The sequence below is a fragment of the Psychromonas sp. SA13A genome (assembly GCF_011378715.1).
Taxonomy (GTDB): domain Bacteria; phylum Pseudomonadota; class Gammaproteobacteria; order Enterobacterales; family Psychromonadaceae; genus Psychromonas.
This window is the reverse complement of the sequence record NZ_WTKU01000014.1, coordinates 65,143-82,604: the sequence shown is the minus strand read 5'-3', so window position 1 is coordinate 82,604 and position 17,462 is coordinate 65,143. Positions and strand designations below refer to the sequence as shown.

Sequence of the window (17,462 nt, the reverse complement as noted above, 5' to 3'; positions counted from 1 at the left end):
TTTTGGCTGAACACTTGAATAACTCATTTTTTGCCTATATGGTGGATTTTTAGTCATTTATAAGTTACTGGCTTGATTGTAGTTATTAATTTATGTTGCTTGTTAATTCATGTGACTTATTAGTTTTAATTGCCCTTTAAGAGACTAACAAAAATCCACCTATATTTATGACCGGTTCAATTAACTACAACATATAATCAGTTAAAGAGTTCAATCAGCTAAAAAATTCAATGCTAGATTTAACAACAATTATTTCAATGATCATTTAGTAATAATACAAGGAATCAGTAATGCGACTAACCAAGATTGGTACTAAATTATTTATCTTAATTGGAATATTTACAGTTAGTGCTTGTGCGACTCGAGAGCAAGTAGCATTAGATGATGCCTTGTTAACTCAGTATGCATCTACTGGCAATTTACCAATAAAATCCGCCACGGTGATCACCGATAATGATCAAGCCTTTGCCAGTAAACTGGCTTTGATAAATGCAGCTGACACCCACATTGATCTTGCTTATTATATTTTTTCTGACGACCACACCTCTTCCGTATTAGCCCAAGCTCTTATAAACGCTGCAAAACGAGGCGTAAAAGTCAGGTTATTATTAGATTACCTCAGCACCTACAAAGATTTAGACCGCCTCAGTTATTTGCAACAAGCAGGAGGCGGCTACATTCAAGTTAGGCTGTACGGAAGACCTAGTCAAAATATCGTTAAAGATGCAGTCTATTTAACCTTAGGCTGTGGTCAATCAAGCAAAGCAGACGCCGCTTGTAATCAAGACAAGTATGCTGAAATTGAACAACTCTTTGATAATGAAAAAATCAATAATCGCTTAGCTTCAGACATTGGTATTTCTAATTTATCGACTCCTATGTCTGCTCTTTTCCTGTCTGGCTTATATGCCAAAAACCCCGAGTTAATGGCTTTTTCCCTTGAACATGGCCAGTCAATAGATGTAGCTGCATTATCCGCTTCAACGGATGCTGACAGTGCGGATACCCAAGCTCAGTTAAAAAAATTAGGTAAATTATATTATCAAGCTAATTACCAAGGTGGGTTAGCATCGTTAACAGCAAAAATAAAATTAGCGACAGCTACATTAGTATTAGGCGATCAAATTAACCCAGTATTAAATTCCGTTAATAGCTTTTTACCGACCAATCGAGAAAACAACTCCATTGCCCGCAGAGATTGGGATTATCTCACTGAATTTTTACATCATAAATTACTCTTAGTTGATCAACAGACCATGCAATTAGGCGGTCGTAATGTTGAAAACTCTTATCACATGAACCCGAGCCCCTTAGCCAGTAAATACATTTTTATGGATACCGATGTACGATTAGAATTTAATGCGCCTGATCCACAAGTAACCTCTACTTTTGACCGACTCTGGAACTTTACTACAATGGTGGCCTCGCTTGATGAAACCCGCGAACATGCTCCCAATGACTTTTTAATGAATTTGGATATTTACAAACAATCACAAAAATTTTGTACTAACCAAAGTACCAACAATCCAACTTGTGTTGACCAATATTATCAACAACACTTTGTTAGTTTAGATCAGCGCTTAATAAAAGTTGAGCAATCCATGACTGAAATGATTGCTAGTTATAACAACAACTATCTTCCATCGACCAAGGGAGTCAGCCAATCTTTTGCTTTAGATGATTCAGCTCAAGTTTACTACATAGAAAACCTGCCCTTCTTTGAAAGTAAAAGAGGTTATGGGTCTATTGATGGCAAAGAAGCTGATTATGGAAAAGCGATTCACGCAACTTGGCTAGCGTCCTTGAAAAAGACCTGTGAACAGGCAACTGCAAATGACCCACAGCAAGTTATCATCCATAATGCTTACTTCTTTATGCCCGGCAACCTACTCGCCGCTCTAGGTGCGATGGTTGACGGCAGTTGGGACTGTACACATGTAAGCTTGCAAATCATCACCAACTCTATTGAAACCACCGATTTAAATGTAGTGAATCTACTTGCAATGTGGCAAATGAAAGCATTTGAAGACTATAGAGCGGAACAAACGGCAACAACAGCTGCAACGTTTAACTACAGTGAATATCAACAAGCGAATGAGAACGACACCAGCACCTTATCTTTACACTCAAAAGTTATGCTGTTTGGCGATGATTTATTTATTGGTTCAGCAAACGCGGATGTTCGTAGTTACATGCTGGACACCAATAATGGGTTAATGATCATCAATGCACCCAACTTTGTGAACCAGTATAAACAATGGCTAGCGGCTGAGATTGATGCGAGACCAAGCATCGCCGAAAGAACCCAACAAATAGGCATTTCCCAACAAAAACTTAAAGTTAAAATGAATCATGTAATGGATTTATTACTAGCTAAATACGACAAAAATAATCGAATTGATCATCAACAAGCTGAAAATTTTAAAGAAAAAGTTCAAGGCGTTACACAGCGTATTTATAATTTATCAACTAAGATTTTAAATGGTGATAACAAAGCCCAAAACGAATTTAATAGTTTGTTTAAAACCATTTAATACTTTAATGCAGTTGATTACATCGTCAACTCGCTTTTACGTTTTAATTACTCTTTTGTTTTTATAACAGAGAAATAAAAAGCGTATGAAATACAGTTATTTTATACGCTTTTTAAAAAATTATATTTAACCTATTTATATTTAACGGATAGTTTTGGCCACTTTACCAATAGAAGGACAAAACTTTCCAAGTTGAACGGGTATTGTAGGAGTTCTGTTATAGAACAGTGGGCAACTTGGACAAACGAGAACTTAAAATAGTAGGTGTCCAAAACTCGCTTCCTTGCAATCGACGATGATGACTTTCATAACCTCAATGGTGATATTTCCTTCCAACCATCATTTTCCTTCGTCGCTAATGCAAACTTAAAAGCATAATCTAACTCGCCTGTTTTCATTCTCAGGTCTGTTGCGACTAATTGGCCTTCAAACTCTTCTAAACGAATAAAACCATTTGTAAACCAATCAAGTGAAGTGAATGCAGGCGGATAAACATCTAGATGATTATGCCCTAAATCTTTTTTTACCGACAACACCAAGCTATTTGTCAGTACATTGATTTTTACATCGTAATAAACGCCTTTATCAATAACGATAGCCCACCACCAATTAAGACTGGGATAAAGTGGAGAAATAAATAGTTTATCCTGAGCGATATTGTTCATTTGTAAAACAGACTCAACTTTTTTTTGCATCTGCATTTGTAAGAGCAAACCTAATAATAGATAACCGCTGCTCAGTATCAAGCCAATATTGTTAACCTTTCTTGCCTTATATTTTTTATCATCTTCACTGTTTCGCCATAGATACACGCAACCAATTAACAAAGGTAATGTGTATAAAGGATCAACGGCAAAAATTGAAGCGATTGAAATTGGAGGAATAGCTAACGGCCAAAATAATTGCGTACCATAACTAGTAAAGGCATCAAGCATTGGATGTGTTACTAAGGGCAAACAACACAACCAAAATAAACGCTGATTAGAGATAACTTCTGTGCTTAACTTCACTTTAAAACAGTATCTTAAAAGAGCAAAGCAGATAAGAGCAAAGGGAAATAAAACAAACAAAGAGTGAGAAAAACTACGGTGTTCAGTAAAACGAGTAACAGCATCTGTTGCTGATAGAAAAACATCTAAATCAGGTAATGTAGCCAATACACCGCCAATGGCTAATGTACTACGGCCAAGTTGCTTATGCGCAATAGCAGCAGCAATGGCACTACCTAATACAAGTTGAGTCACTGAATCCATAAATATTCTTTTGCCATACGAGGGATAAAACGAATAAGAAGCCGTTTTGATCTTCAGTGTTTTACTAAAAACACATTGATAGAGGGAGAAAAAGAATACCTCTAACAAATAACGATATAAAAACTGTATAAAAAGACCGACAGTCCCCAATAAAAATTTCGTAAGCTAAAGAAGTGTAGAGCTCAATCTTAAAGATTGAACAAGGTAAAGGTTGAGCAAGGTAATGCTAAAGAGAGATGTGAGTTGATACATGCGCTCAACCATCCCTTGACGGTAATGTTCAAACGATTGGCTTGTATATTATCTTCACCACACAAATAAGCGCGGCGAACACAACGGGAAATACAGTGATAGTAAGGTGTATCAGATAACGATACCTGGGATTGGCGAGACTGTGTCATAACAACTATCTCTTAGCATGTAAAAATCACATAACTAAAAGATAGAAGAGTAATTATGACTCGTCAAAGATGATGGGTGTCCTCGATCTTTCCTATTAACTATTAATGTCACGCCGTTTAATGCTTTCTAGCCTCTTGATAACGCCTCAACAGGATTTAACCTTGCCGCATTACGAGCAGGTAAGAAACCAAATAAGACGCCAATAGCAGTAGAGAAAGCAAAAGCAGCAATAATAGACGCTAATGAATAAACCATGGTTAAACTACTGCCCGCTGCAGAAAGAATAATACCAATTAAATACGCAAAACTAATGCCTAATGTGCCACCTAAAATACAAATCAAGACCGCTTCAATTAAGAATTGTTTTAAGATATCGGATTGTCTTGCACCAACGGCCATGCGAATACCAATTTCTCTAGTACGCTCAGTGACTGAAACCAGCATAATATTCATCACGCCAATCCCGCCAACAACAAGAGAAATAAAAGCAATAGCAGAGATAAGCAAAGTCATCGTCGATGATGTTTTTTCAATATTTTCTTTCACTGTATCGGTATTAATCGTAAAGAAGTCTTCAACACCATGGCGCATTTTTATTAAGTTAATAATCGCTTGTTCTGCTGCTGTACTTGATACCGTATCGCTGACACGTACCGTAATATCATCAACGTTATTTTGACTATAAATACGTGCATTCACAGTGCTGTATGGTAACCAAACATTTAATGAATCACTATTACCAAAGGCCATTTCTCGGGGTGCCGTCACCCCTATAATCCGAACCGGTAAACGCCCTAGAAAAATAACTTTACCCAGCGCATCTCCACTAGGGAATAAGTCTTTGAGCGTATTATTGTCAATAACGGCTACTTGCTCTAAATCTGTCACACTATCTTCTTCAAATAACTGCCCTTGAGCTAATTCAAAGCCACCCACTCTAAAATAATCCGGGCCAACACCTTGTATTTCAGCGGTCACGGCTTCGTTGCCATAACGCACTGCGACATTAACGCGTACCGTTGGGGTAACACTATCCACAAAAGAGAGACTACTCAATGCTGTTGCATCATCTGCGGTTAAGGTTTGTACTCGTCCCGCTCTCCTATCACCATAACCAGATCCCGGTTTTATCACTATGCTATTGGTCCCCATTGAAGCCATACTTTTTAACACAGATTCCTGAGAGCCATTACCGATAGCCACTACTGAAACAACAGAGGCGATACCAATAATAATGCCCAACATGGTTAAAAATGTTCTTAATCGATGACTTGCCATCGACTCTATTGCCATTTTTAAGGTTTCGCTAAAACTAAACCAAGCACTGATCTTTTTTTGTTTTTTAGGATCTAAGCGATTACCTTCTGTTAGCTGTTTTTCTTCTGATATCGCAGAAGATTGGCTCGAAGGTTTATCGCTAATAATATTGCCATCAGCAATTTCGATGATACGATCAGCCGTTGCAGCAATTTTAGGATCATGGGTAACAAGGATGATCGTATGCCCCTGCTGATGTAACTCCCTTAATAAAGCCATCATTTCATGGCCACTTTGGCTATCCAACGCTCCAGTCGGTTCATCCGCTAAGATGATATTCCCGCCATTAATTAATGCACGCGCCACACTTACACGTTGTTGCTGACCACCACTCAACTGGCTTGGTTTATGATCTAATCGGTCGCCTAACCCCAATCTTTCTAACAGACTTTGCGCCCTTGCTTGACGAGAAGCTTTATTTTCCGCTGAATAAAGTGCTGGTATTTCTACATTCTTAAGCGCGGTTAAATCTTCTAACAAATGATAGCGTTGAAAAATAAAACCAAAATAATTACGACGTAATTGAGCTAATTGTTCAGGCCCCATAAGCGCAGTGTCTTCACCATTAACTTGATAACTCCCTTCACTGGGTTTATCCAAACACCCTAATATATTCATGAGTGTTGACTTACCTGATCCAGATGCCCCAATAATGGCAACCATTTCCCCTCGGCGAATGGTTAAATCAATATTGTTAAGTACCGTTAACTGTTGATCACCTGCAGGAAAATGACGACTTAACTGATTAACTTTTAAGAGTATATCTTGCATTATGGACGTCTGCCTCCACCGGGTTGTTTATCATTTGATTGAAGTGCAGATCGGGTTCTCACCTCTTTGACACTTGATTGCCCAACAATGACTTGATCACCTTCGTTTAAGCCACTTAATACCTGTGCTTGCACTTTATTATTGATGCCAATCTCAACCTTTCTTTTTTCTACTTTTCCATCCACTAAAATAGACACTCTATATTGATCATTTCTTTCTGATTTACTGGTCAGCACTTGTGAAGGAATTAATAATGCCTCTTCCGCAGAACCTAAAACAATAGAGACTTGTGCTGTCATGCCAACACGTAATAAATTCTGCTTATTTTCAACATCAAATAACGCGTTGTAATAAATTGCATCACTATCCCCAATAGCGAGTTTACTATCGTCACCCGTTAACAAGGTTGGGCCAGGCTCAATAGAGCGAAGTACCCCCTCAAACTTTTTATTAGGGGCGCCTAAAATGGAGAAATACACTTTTTTCCCAGCTTGTACATTAATAATATCCGCTTCAGAAATTTGCGCTTTAACCGTCATTACATCTAACTGTGCAACTTCAATAATCGAAGGAGTTGATTGATTGGTGTTCACGGTTTGCCCTTCTTCAACAGAAACGTAAATAACCGTGCCATCAATCGGTGAAGAGATGGTTGTATAACCAAGATCTATCTCGGCATTGTTAACACTAATTAATGCTTTCTCTTTTTCTGCTAACAGTTGCTCTAACTCCGCTTTATAAACTAACAGCGCAGCTTCAGCAATATCATAATCAGCCTGTGAACTAAGCTTTTGCTTGAGCATTTTCGCTTGGCGTTCAAATGCTAAGTTTGACTCATGTATTTGAGCTTGTTTTGCACGGTATTGCGCATTAATGTTATTAAGAGAAGCTTGCGCTTCTTGAAGTAGATTTTTTTGCGTCAGGTTATCAATTTGCGCAATCAAATCACCTTGTTTGATCGTATCCCCAAGATTAACTGCAATTTTTTGTAGCTTCCCCGATACCTGAGCCCCAACATTAACCATTTTATAGGGATATAAAACGCCGTTGCTTAATACAGTATTTTCAATATTTCCAGTCACCACAGGTTGAGTCGAAAAAGTGACCTCAGGCTCTGAGTTTTTAACATAAAAATAGGTGGAGGCTCCTGCTATCAAGACGATAACAAGTACAATACTCAATGTTAGCTTTAAGTTTTTCATTATGATGTTTTACCTTTATTTTTAACTTATTGGATCATAACGAATAAATGTGTAGAAAATTTGAAGAAAACAAAAATAAAAGAAATTTAATTTACTGAATGATAGGTAAATGAGTAAGGAGTTGATGAGTGGTTCTAATATGGCACATTAAATTATCGAAAAAAGTAAAAGGCTGTTGATTTAAAGTCATCAAATCAAGGTTACATAGAATTATTTACAGAGTCATCAAGCATTAACAGTCTCATACTTGCTTAATAATGTTGTTTTAAAAAGTGGATAATATCTCGAGACTCATACAACCACTGAGCACTTTTACCCTTTTCACAAATCAATAGACAAGGTACTTGGACTTTACCGCCGCCCGCCATTAACTCGTTTGCAAAATGGGCAATGCCCCATGTGATAAAGGGTTAGTTCCATGATACTTCCTTTCAAATAAGTGAGTGTTTAACATGACTTAAACAGGGATTAATTAGAATATAAATTCTTGTTAGAAATGATGACCAAAGAGAATATCAACTTAGTTTATTAACCAAATGAAATGGCTAAGTTCAATGCTTGAGTGTCCATAATTTATCGACACTGACGTCGATGCTCAAAAGACTTTTCTGTGTATTTATCCTGACCACACAAATAAGCGCGGCGAACACAACGGGAAATACAGTGATAATAAGGTGTATCTGATAACGATACCTGAGATTGGCGAGACTGTGTCATAAAAACTATCTCTTAGCATGTAAAAACCACATAACTAAAAGATAGAATAATAATTATGACTCATCAAAATTGATGGGTGTCCACGATCTCAACCACGGGTTAAAATCATAGCAAAACTAAACGTAACCCACTGTTTTAGTTCTGTTTAAATGCATTGTCAAATGCCTAACGAGAATTTTATATTAGGTGGCGAATAATCTTTTATTGAAGATATAAACTCTTGCTTATCTAAGCCAAAATCATTTTTTATAAATTGTGCAACCATATCTATTTCAGGAAATAGTTTTGCTTTTGAAATTCCAATGCTAGCTAATTGTTTTAGTATTTTTGGCTTATCCGCAGACTTTATAATTATTCGAGATTCATTAACCCTTACGACCCAGTTTTCTGGAATTTTAGCAGGATTATGTTTATTGCCATCAATGCCGAATAATAAAAATACTCCCTCTTGCCTTATTATTCTTGGATTGTCTAATTGAGGCTTTACACAAACAACTGACTGTATATGTTCTGGCTTTATTCTTTCTCTAAAGTGAGGTTTTTCTTGTCGAATATCATGCATAAGTTTTTGTGCATGAATATTATTTTCTTTATGGAAGGTTTTCTCAGTATCAAATGGTTTCTTAATTTCGAAATCTGGTTTTGCCCATGCAACATTTGACACAACACTTACTGTATCACTGTCGAAATATCGTATTTCTTTTTTAGGGATTTTAAAGAAAATTATTTCCCCATCATTTCCTTTATCACTTTCACCAACACATGCAAAATAAAGTGCTACAAGTGGATTTTCAGTTAAGTCTAATAATCTTGTAGGTAAATCGTAATGTTGCATTTTTACAAGCTTTTCAAAACAAGTTTTCATACTACTGAAATCGGAGGGACATCTAATGAGTATTTCCCGTATCATTTTATCTTCATTGCTATACCAACTTTCATCTCGATATAATGAAGGATCTAGTAAATATTTTTTATTTGCATGACCTCGAAAAAAGATCGAATGGTCTTCAACACTCAATTCTGATATTTTTTTTAATAGTGTATTCACACTGCCACATTGAGATTCTTTAATTTCCATTATATTACAAACTCCGAATGGCATTTAACGCCCGCATAAACTGCGGAACATGTTGGACGCTTTTTTGCGTCATTTTTTTAAGAAAAAAATCGGACGATATGTGACGTCAGATTTGATGCGCTTGTTATGTTTTTGTACCAAAATAAGGACCAAGGAACTGCCACACAACAAGTATAAATACGCCGGCTATAAAAGATGAAATTATAGGATGTTCAAAAAAGATGGTTATAAAACCTTTTGATGATTTACCAGTAGCCCCACCTAAAACACTCTGTAAATGTGATATTGCATCTTCAACTTTTTGAGGTGTTCCAGATTGCTGGCTTACAGTCTTAGATTTGAAATATAAAAAGCCTTCAAGCAATTCTTTTGCACGATTTTTTGATAACTCAGGATCATAAGCCTCTTCTAAACACTTCCAATACTGATCCGTTTTTTCAATTTTAAATCCCACTAGATACTCCAATTACCCCGAGAAACATAACATCTTATTAGATGACAAAAAGTCATATTCCCAGCGGAAAGATGGCAAACATCTAATGATTAATAATAGACTTAGACTACTGTAATTATTATTTTAATCAATAATTTAAAATAAAAGATGAAATATAAATCATGTAGAAATATGACAAAATGCAGTATTTACGACGGAAAGATTGCAAAATCCTAGAGGAGAAAAGTATGGGACATATATGGTCACTCCTTGTAAATCAAGGTTAAACTGTTTTTTCTTTATTTTTTAATAATTGATATCGTGCAAAAGTACGTCGCCACTTAAATACAAAGGGCTAAATTTTCTGGTTAAACGTGTTTTGCTCTTTATCGTTTTATTCGATAGTTCACCTTTCCTGAACTGCTTTTAACACTAGTGAGATAACGGTTTCTTGACATATATCCGGCGTCTTAATGACTCTTTATGGGGAGTCGCGCCCTCCTGAATTCCAGAAGAAGTCTTACTCGCCTTTGCACCCATTATGCCTTGATGGCAGAAGTCCAGCGGAGGTTCCAAGTAAGACAAACCGTTTTAAATCATCAATGCATATTACCGTTTAGGGTTGTAGTTTGATTCTTTCATGACTAACATTTCCATTTTTTTGCTGCTTATGCACAGGCTTTAGCAATATTAAAAGGTTGTTTACTTGAGAGTACCGACCAAATTATCCGTGCTAATTTATTGGCTAATGCAACCACTGCTTTGCATCCATGCATGCGTTCTTTGAGTTTTTTTAGCCAGCAGCTTAAGACATCATCTTTTTTGTCACACCAATTTAATACGGTGCGGGCGCCATGGATTAGATACTTTCTGAGCGTGCTATTTCCTCGTTTGGTAATTTTACCCATTCGATTGATTTCTCCACTAGCGTATTGAGAAGGCGTAAGTCCAATCCAAGCAGCAAGTTGTCTGCCATTTTTAAAGGCGTTTGCATCACCGACTGCGGCCATTAATGCAGCGGCAATGACGGGTCCAACACCTGGTACTGTTAATAGTAATTTGTACTCATCCTTATCTTTCACTAGCGCGTTTAGTTGCGTTTTTATTTCATCAATCTGTATGGTAGTTCTTTGTATATTACGATATAAACGACGAACAAAAGTACGTGCAGTGGCGGTTAACTCATTGCTTGCATCTTCAATAATATCGGGAATTGCTTTCATTAACGTAGGAACACCAAGCCCCACAACCGTGCCATATTCAGATAATAATCCTCTTAGTTGGTTAACGTCACCCGTTCTGACTTTTATCATACGTTCGGCAATGCGTTGCAATGATTGAATATCTTGTTGCTCATTTGATTTCACTGCAACAAAACGCACTTTAGGCCTTAATGACGCTTCTGCAATCGCCAGTGCATCGTTGGCATCATTTTTATTACCAATCACAAATGGCTTCACAACAAAGGGCGGAATAAGCCTCACTTCATGGCCTAATTTTTCGATTCGTCTACCCCATGGATTAGAGCTGTAACAAGCTTCCATCACCACTAGAGAAGGTTCAAACTGTCTTAATTCATGAATTAGCTCTGAACGCTTAACTTTCTTGTTAAAGAGTACTTGGCGCATTTCATCTAATGCACAAATTTGGAATATATTCTTTGCTAGGTCGATGCTAATTACGTTACATTTCATATTGGTCACTCCATTTGTTAGATTGATTTGCTGAACACTTATCCAATCTTGGCACATTTTGATGCCTTCGTGGAGTGACCATCTCAGCACCCAATAGTTGAAATTAATAAAAAAGTATGGGACACCCAATAGTTGAAATTAATAATATCAATTAGTTAAGATAAAACCTTACCCAATGCGGCTACCCCCTCACCGTAGAGCTTTCCCAACAAATTAAGAACTTTCAGCAACAGCAAACAGGACGTTTGCTGTAAGTTCATTTAGCACATGGATGTGCGTATGAACTGGTGCGTTCAGAAAGTTATTGGTTGGTTGGATTAGAAAGCGATTCGCTATGCCTTTTTCTTTCATGAGTTTCTTTTAACAAAAAGTAAGTGACTTACTATAAGAGAAAAACAATATAAGTAATTAATTAAAAATACATTAACTAATATAAAAAATAACGATAAACTGAGCTGTTAACAGTAGTAATTTACTAAGAACCTAAATTGTCATTAGCGCTTAAAGATATTTCTGTATAATAAATTGTTAGCTTTACGCTATAATCAACTTTAATATTAGAGGTAATTATGAATAAAAAAATTGAAAGATATGGTGTAAATGCTGTTGAAAGACCTTCAATTAAAGCGACGAAAAACCTTGATTTATCGGGTGTATATGGTCAGCAAATTGTAAAATCTGAAACTAAACTAGCACTTAGAACACATAAAAAAACCTTTCAAAAGTTGGCTAATATGTAATGGATATTATTTGCTTTCCATTTGAAAGAGTAATTGAAATCAACAATATCATTTTATCAACCGAGATGTAGCTAAGTTACAAGGTGCACTTGGACGCGTAGATAACGCAATTGTTTACCAAGGTCTTGATGATATTTTTGAAATAGCTGCCAAGTACACTGTTAGTATTTCTATTTCCCATGCCCTTCCCGATGCAAATAAACGAACAGGTCTAGCTGTAGCGCTAGAATTCTTATCTCTCAATGATTATGAACTCACTACTGATAATGACCTTTTTGCTGAAGCGGTCCGAGATTTAGTTATTGATGAGTTAACTGAACTAGAGTTTGCTGACCTTTTATATTCCCAATATATAAGCGAGCAATAATCTTAAGCGCATCACTATAGATATGTAGTAAGTCATCTTTTTTCTCTAGATATTCTCTTCAGACATAAAAAAAGCAAGCCGAGGCTTGCTTAATAATATCTAGATAGAGCTTAGAAAAAGTTACTCAGCTGCTGGAGCTGCTTCAACTTTATCTGCTGCTTCTTTCATAGAAAGACGTACGCGACCTTGGCGACTTATTTTAAAACCATGGCTTCTAGTACTTTAACTTTAACAACTGACCTTCTTTATTTTAAATAAATAAGAAGCTGCTAATAATGAGTAACCGAAACGTAGTTTCGCAGTGCGAAGAAGGAACTGATACTTTTTGAACACGCTCTTCACCATTATTTGAGGCATAGGTGAGATGTGAACTAAGCCGTCTTTTTCTTACCGGTATAAAAAAAGCAAGCCGAAGCTTGCTTATAAAGTTAGCGCTAAAGTGTCTTAGTCTTAAAGAAAAGACACCTTAGAAAAAGTTACTCAGCTGCTGGTGCTGCTTCCACTTTATCTGCTGCTTCTTTCATAGAAAGACGTACGCGACCTTGGCGCTTATTTTAAAACCATGGCTTCTAGTACTTTAACTTTAACAACTGACCTTCTTTATTTTAAATAAATAAGAAGCTGCTAATAATGAGTAACCGAAACGTAGTTTCGCAGTGCGAAGAAGGAACTGATACTTTTTGAACACGCTATTCACCATTATTTGAGGCATAGGTGGGATGTGAACTAAGCCGTCTTTTTCTTTATCAAACAATTTTCTTACAGGTATAAAAAAAGCAAGCCGAAGCTTGCTTAATAATATCTAGATAGAGCTTAGAAAAAGTTACTCAGCTGCTGGCGCTGCTTCAACTTTATCTGCAGCTTCTTTCATAGAAAGACGTACGCGACCTTGGCGATCTACTTCTAGTACTTTAACTTTAACTTCTTGACCTTCTTTCAAGTAATCAGATACTTTTTGAACACGCTCTTCACAGATTTGTGAGATGTGAACTAAGCCGTCTTTACCAGGAAGAATATTAACGAAAGCACCGAAGTCAGCTAGACGTACAACTTTACCGTGGTAGATAGTACCTACTTCAACTTCAGCTGTAAGTGCTTTAATGCGGTTGATTGCATCTTCAGCTTGCTCGCCAGAAGTTGCAGCAATTTTAACTGTACCGTCATCTTCGATTTCAATAGTTGTACCTGTTTCTTCACAAAGAGCACGGATAACTGCGCCGCCTTTACCGATAACATCACGGATTTTATCAGTGTTGATTTTCAGTGTGTGAATACGTGGAGCAAACTGAGAAATGTCAGAACGACCTTCAGAAATAGCTTCATCCATAACAGTAAGAATGTGTAAACGTGCAGCTTTTGCTTGGTTTAAAGCAATTTGCATGATTTCACGTGTGATACCTTCGATTTTGATATCCATTTGTAAAGCAGTGATACCGTTAGTTGTACCTGCTACTTTAAAGTCCATATCACCAAGATGATCTTCATCACCTAAGATATCAGAAAGAACAACGAACTCTTCGCCTTCTTTAACTAGACCCATCGCGATACCCGCAACAGATGCTTTAAGTGGAACACCAGCATCCATAAGCGCTAGAGAAGAACCACAAACAGAAGCCATTGAAGATGAACCGTTAGATTCAGTGATTTCTGATACTACACGTACTGTGTATGGGAATTCTTCAACAGAAGGCATTACCGCTAATACACCACGTTTAGCTAGACGACCGTGACCAATTTCACGACGTTTAGGTGAACCAACAAAACCAGTTTCGCCTACACAGTATGGAGGGAAGTTGTAATGTAATAAGAAGTGATCTTTCTTCTCACCCATTAGGCTGTCGATGATTTGTGCATCACGTTGTGTACCAAGCGTAGCTGTAACTAATGCTTGAGTTTCACCACGTGTAAATAGAGCAGAACCGTGAGTACGTGGTAAAACACCAGTACGTACGTCAAGTGCACGAATGCTTTCAGGATCACGACCATCGATACGTGGCTCACCTTTAATGATGCGCGTACGTACAACAGTTTTTTCTAAATCATGTAGGTATTCGCCTACTTGTTTAGCTACTAATGCTTCGTCTTCAGCTAATAATTTTTCTTTAACTTCAGTAGTGATAGCTTTGATTGCGTCGTAACGCTCGCCTTTATCACTGATTTGGTAAGCTTGTTCAAAACGCGCTTGTGCTTCAGTTGCAATCGCAGCATCTAATGCTTCGTTACGAACTGGTGCAGACCAATCCCATTTAGGACGTGCAACTTCTGCAGCGAACTCTTTGATTGCTTCAACAACTACTTGTTGCTCATCGTGACCGTATACTACAGCGCCTAACATTACGTCTTCGCTTAGGATAGCGGCTTCTGATTCAACCATTAATACTGCGTTGTCAGTACCAGATACTACAAGGTTAAGATCACTTGTTTCTAATTCTGTTTTAGTTGGGTTAAGTAGGTATTGACCTTCTTTGTAACCAACACGAGCACAACCGATAGGACCGTTAAAAGGCATACCAGAGATAGACAGTGCCGCAGATGTTGCGATCATAGCAACGATATCTGGGTTAACTTCTGGGTTGATTGAAACAACAGTTGCAATCACTTGTACTTCGTTTTTGAAACCAGCTGGGAAAAGAGGACGTACTGGACGGTCAATAAGACGTGCAATTAACGTTTCTTCTTCTGATGGGCGGCCTTCACGTTTGAAGAATCCACCTGGAATTTTACCAGCAGCGTATGTTTTTTCTTGGTAGTTAACAGTCAGAGGGAAGAAATCACGCTCTTGATCATCAGCATTTTTACCAACAACAGAAACGAATACACACGTATCGTCCATGCTACACATTACAGCCGCAGTTGCTTGACGTGCAATTACGCCGGTTTCTAGTGTTACCGTATGTTCGCCATACTGGAAACTTTTTACAATAGGAGTCATTTTTTTTCCTTTAATAGTATTATTTTCATTTTGCTTTTTATCGCGCCGACAGTATACGTCAAGCAACGCGCTTTTAAAATTTTTTAGATGAATATTTTAAGATAAACAAACCTATAGAATCAAAAATTAACAGACACGGATTAAATGTATTAAAAAGTGTACAAATAAGTGAATACAACACCGACTTTATTTTTCGATACTAGCTCAGCTAACAGAGTACAGGTAATATATGACCAATTTACGTCTGTTTAATTGAGCCTATTAATGACCACACAATTATCCAACATGCCGATACTTTATTCACTGCAACATTGCCCTTATGCAATGCGTGCACGTATTGCGATTTTTAAATCCAAACAACCAGTATTGATACGCGCGATTAAATTAAACAACAAACCACCTGAAATGCTCGCACTATCAACTAAAGGCACCGTGCCGATGTTGGTTTCTCAAGTAGATGGAATAGACACAGAAGTAGTCGAAGAAAGTCTCGATATTATGTTGAAGGTACTAAAGGACAACGACCCAAATCATTTATTATCCTCTCAAGGTAACGAGCCTCTTGCAGAAGTTATTACAATTATTAATGACTTTGAAAAACACTTTTTTGTAGCGGTTGAAGCCTATAAATGTGCCAAACGTTATCAAGAAACCAATATCATTGAACGCCGACAAGCCTGTGAAGTGTATCTTCAAAAATTAGAAGTACGTTTATCTCAACACGCTTTTTTAAGCTCTGAGCACGAAGGTTTATTAGATATTGCCTTGATGCCTTTTGTTCGCCAGTTTTCGAAAGTAGAACGTCAATGGTATCAACAATCACCCTACCCCAAACTTCGCGCTTGGTTAAATCAATATTTACAAAGCCCGATGTTTACCAAAGTAATGGCAAAGCATGAGTTATGGGTTGATGGCCGTCGAGATATTATTTTTGGTGATGTGAAGAAGTAAAAGCTCACTATCAATATTTGGACATTGAGCTTAATGTAAAGTGTAAGACCAACACACCTAGACTATGTATTGGTGGCTATTGTTGATAGCTATTGTTGATGACTGTTTTTTGATGACTATTATTGAAAATAATTATAGATAGCTATTATTTATAGCAAGCATCAAAAAACTGTTTTTCTAATAACACCGCTTGTTGAAAGTAATCTTGCATTGTTTGTTGTTGCTCTACATCTACATTATTAAATGCTGTATCTAGTTGAGAACGTAAATGCTCAACTACCGATTCAAAATATTCACCAGAATGTAAGGCAACCCATTCTCCAAAATAGAAGGGTAATGTTTTAATCAATTCAGCATAATCTGTACGTTCAAAAACAGGTTGTGCCCAACTTAAGTACACCCACTCGGCAACACACAATACTGCGATCATATTTCCGTATTCACCACTGTTAGCCGCTTTTAGCATTAACGCTTGAAAATCACGGGTTGGTTTTAATAATTCAGGCGTGACTCGTTCAGATTGAGCCACCTCCAACATATCAAATGAACGTTGAAAATAGGTATTCTCCGGACCTGCGATATTCCCTAGAAAATGGGCTAATGGCAAACGGTCAGGAAGAGTTGGAGCATGGTGAATAGCAGAAGCCGCTAAGCGTACAAAGTTATCAATGAAAGTATAATCTTGAGCTAAATAAATTTTCATTTTATCTAATGGCAGACTGTCATCTGCAAGTTCAGCACAAAAAGCATGGTTTGTTGCTGCTGACCAATCGTCAATACACGTTTGTTTTAATTGTTCACTTGGGCGCATTACTCTTCCTAATTCAATTTATAATGATTAAAAGAAACAATATTACTAGTTTCAATTGATTATGTTCATATTATATTTAATCCATTACCTATAACGTCATTACCTATAAAGTCTAGAAATTGAATTTTTGTCGTCACCCTCTCTTTAAACCAGCCTAAGTTTACATAAAGTATATCCCTTGCTTGTTAGCCCTTGTTCGCTGTTAGCCTTTGTTGGTTATTATTCAGGTTATCCATTACGCTAATTTTTTAGAAAGTAAA

Annotated in this window: 13 protein-coding genes and 1 pseudogene; 4 read left to right on the top strand and 10 right to left on the bottom strand. The window is 37.1% G+C overall.

The window, feature by feature from the left end; genetic code table 11:
* Nucleotides 1–290: 290 nt before the first annotated feature.
* Entirely contained in the window at nt 291–2,534 is a 2,244-nt protein-coding gene (locus tag GQR44_RS13110; RefSeq protein ID WP_166372202.1) for a phospholipase D-like domain-containing protein, read from the top strand.
* A gap of 305 nt (nt 2,535–2,839) precedes the next feature.
* Here GQR44_RS13110 and GQR44_RS13105 read toward each other — a convergent pair whose 3' ends face one another.
* From GQR44_RS13105 to GQR44_RS13070, 8 genes and pseudogenes are all read right to left on the bottom strand, one after another.
* On the bottom strand, nt 2,840–3,787 hold the full coding sequence (locus GQR44_RS13105) for a metal-dependent hydrolase (protein WP_166372201.1): 948 nt from the start codon (nt 3,785–3,787) through the stop codon (nt 2,840–2,842).
* A 188-nt stretch (nt 3,788–3,975) separates the two neighbouring features.
* Nucleotides 3,976–4,188, bottom strand: a complete 213-nt coding sequence (locus GQR44_RS13100; RefSeq protein ID WP_205963071.1) for a hypothetical protein — start codon at nt 4,186–4,188, stop codon at nt 3,976–3,978.
* Nucleotides 4,189–4,315: 127 nt separating this feature from the next.
* Nucleotides 4,316–6,277 carry a MacB family efflux pump subunit gene (locus GQR44_RS13095; RefSeq protein WP_166372200.1) on the bottom strand — a complete coding sequence of 654 codons (1,962 nt, stop codon included), beginning with the start codon at nt 6,275–6,277 and terminating at the stop codon, nt 4,316–4,318.
* Nucleotides 6,277–7,479: an efflux RND transporter periplasmic adaptor subunit gene (locus tag GQR44_RS13090; RefSeq protein WP_166372199.1), complete on the bottom strand. Its 1,203-nt coding sequence runs from the start codon at nt 7,477–7,479 to the stop codon at nt 6,277–6,279. Before GQR44_RS13090 ends, GQR44_RS13095 begins: the two co-directional genes overlap by 1 nt.
* Nucleotides 7,480–8,064: 585 nt before the next feature.
* Nucleotides 8,065–8,196 (bottom strand): annotated as a pseudogene (locus tag GQR44_RS13085) (transposase); the annotation flags it as partial.
* Nucleotides 8,197–8,353: 157 nt separating this feature from the next.
* Nucleotides 8,354–9,274, bottom strand: a complete 921-nt coding sequence (locus tag GQR44_RS13080; RefSeq protein ID WP_166372198.1) for an FRG domain-containing protein — start codon at nt 9,272–9,274, stop codon at nt 8,354–8,356.
* 124 nt (nt 9,275–9,398) lie between these two features.
* Nucleotides 9,399–9,728, bottom strand: coding sequence for a hypothetical protein (locus GQR44_RS13075; RefSeq protein ID WP_166372197.1), 330 nt, complete (start codon nt 9,726–9,728; stop codon nt 9,399–9,401).
* Nucleotides 9,729–10,375: 647 nt separating this feature from the next.
* Nucleotides 10,376–11,401: an IS110 family transposase gene (locus tag GQR44_RS13070; protein WP_166372196.1), complete on the bottom strand. Its 1,026-nt coding sequence runs from the start codon at nt 11,399–11,401 to the stop codon at nt 10,376–10,378.
* A 569-nt stretch (nt 11,402–11,970) separates the two neighbouring features.
* Here GQR44_RS13070 and GQR44_RS13065 point away from each other — a divergent pair.
* Both GQR44_RS13065 and GQR44_RS13060 read left to right on the top strand, forming a co-directional pair.
* Nucleotides 11,971–12,141, top strand: a complete 171-nt coding sequence (locus tag GQR44_RS13065; RefSeq protein ID WP_166372195.1) for an acetyltransferase — start codon at nt 11,971–11,973, stop codon at nt 12,139–12,141.
* 55 nt (nt 12,142–12,196) lie between these two features.
* A complete protein-coding gene (locus GQR44_RS13060; protein WP_166372230.1) occupies nt 12,197–12,508 on the top strand; it encodes a type II toxin-antitoxin system death-on-curing family toxin in 312 nt (103 codons plus the stop codon).
* Nucleotides 12,509–13,331: 823 nt separating this feature from the next.
* Here the strand turns inward: GQR44_RS13060 and pnp are convergent.
* Nucleotides 13,332–15,440 carry a polyribonucleotide nucleotidyltransferase gene (pnp, locus tag GQR44_RS13055; RefSeq protein WP_166372194.1) on the bottom strand — a complete coding sequence of 703 codons (2,109 nt, stop codon included), beginning with the start codon at nt 15,438–15,440 and terminating at the stop codon, nt 13,332–13,334.
* A gap of 264 nt (nt 15,441–15,704) precedes the next feature.
* On the opposite strand from pnp, the gene GQR44_RS13050 reads away from it, so the two are divergent.
* Complete coding sequence (locus GQR44_RS13050; protein WP_166372193.1) at nt 15,705–16,391, top strand: glutathione S-transferase; 687 nt, start codon at nt 15,705–15,707, stop codon at nt 16,389–16,391.
* A 145-nt stretch (nt 16,392–16,536) separates the two neighbouring features.
* Here GQR44_RS13050 and GQR44_RS13045 read toward each other — a convergent pair whose 3' ends face one another.
* Nucleotides 16,537–17,202: a TenA family protein gene (locus tag GQR44_RS13045; protein ID WP_166372192.1), complete on the bottom strand. Its 666-nt coding sequence runs from the start codon at nt 17,200–17,202 to the stop codon at nt 16,537–16,539.
* Nucleotides 17,203–17,462: the final 260 nt, after the last annotated feature.

Bases quoted from the DNA above. Each gene is read 5' to 3' on its own strand.
- GQR44_RS13110 (WP_166372202.1), top strand. From the start codon at position 291: ATGCGACTAACCAAGATTGGTACTAAATTATTTATCTTAATTGGAATA.
- GQR44_RS13105 (WP_166372201.1), bottom strand. From the start codon at position 3,787: ATGGATTCAGTGACTCAACTTGTATTAGGTAGTGCCATTGCTGCTGCT.
- GQR44_RS13100 (WP_205963071.1), bottom strand. From the start codon at position 4,188: ATGACACAGTCTCGCCAATCCCAGGTATCGTTATCTGATACACCTTAC.
- GQR44_RS13095 (WP_166372200.1), bottom strand. From the start codon at position 6,277: ATGCAAGATATACTCTTAAAAGTTAATCAGTTAAGTCGTCATTTTCCT.
- GQR44_RS13090 (WP_166372199.1), bottom strand. From the start codon at position 7,479: ATGAAAAACTTAAAGCTAACATTGAGTATTGTACTTGTTATCGTCTTG.
- GQR44_RS13080 (WP_166372198.1), bottom strand. From the start codon at position 9,274: ATGGAAATTAAAGAATCTCAATGTGGCAGTGTGAATACACTATTAAAA.
- GQR44_RS13070 (WP_166372196.1), bottom strand. From the start codon at position 11,401: ATGAAATGTAACGTAATTAGCATCGACCTAGCAAAGAATATATTCCAA.
- GQR44_RS13065 (WP_166372195.1), top strand. From the start codon at position 11,971: ATGAATAAAAAAATTGAAAGATATGGTGTAAATGCTGTTGAAAGACCT.
- pnp (WP_166372194.1), bottom strand. From the start codon at position 15,440: ATGACTCCTATTGTAAAAAGTTTCCAGTATGGCGAACATACGGTAACA.
- GQR44_RS13050 (WP_166372193.1), top strand. From the start codon at position 15,705: ATGACCACACAATTATCCAACATGCCGATACTTTATTCACTGCAACAT.
- GQR44_RS13045 (WP_166372192.1), bottom strand. From the start codon at position 17,202: ATGCGCCCAAGTGAACAATTAAAACAAACGTGTATTGACGATTGGTCA.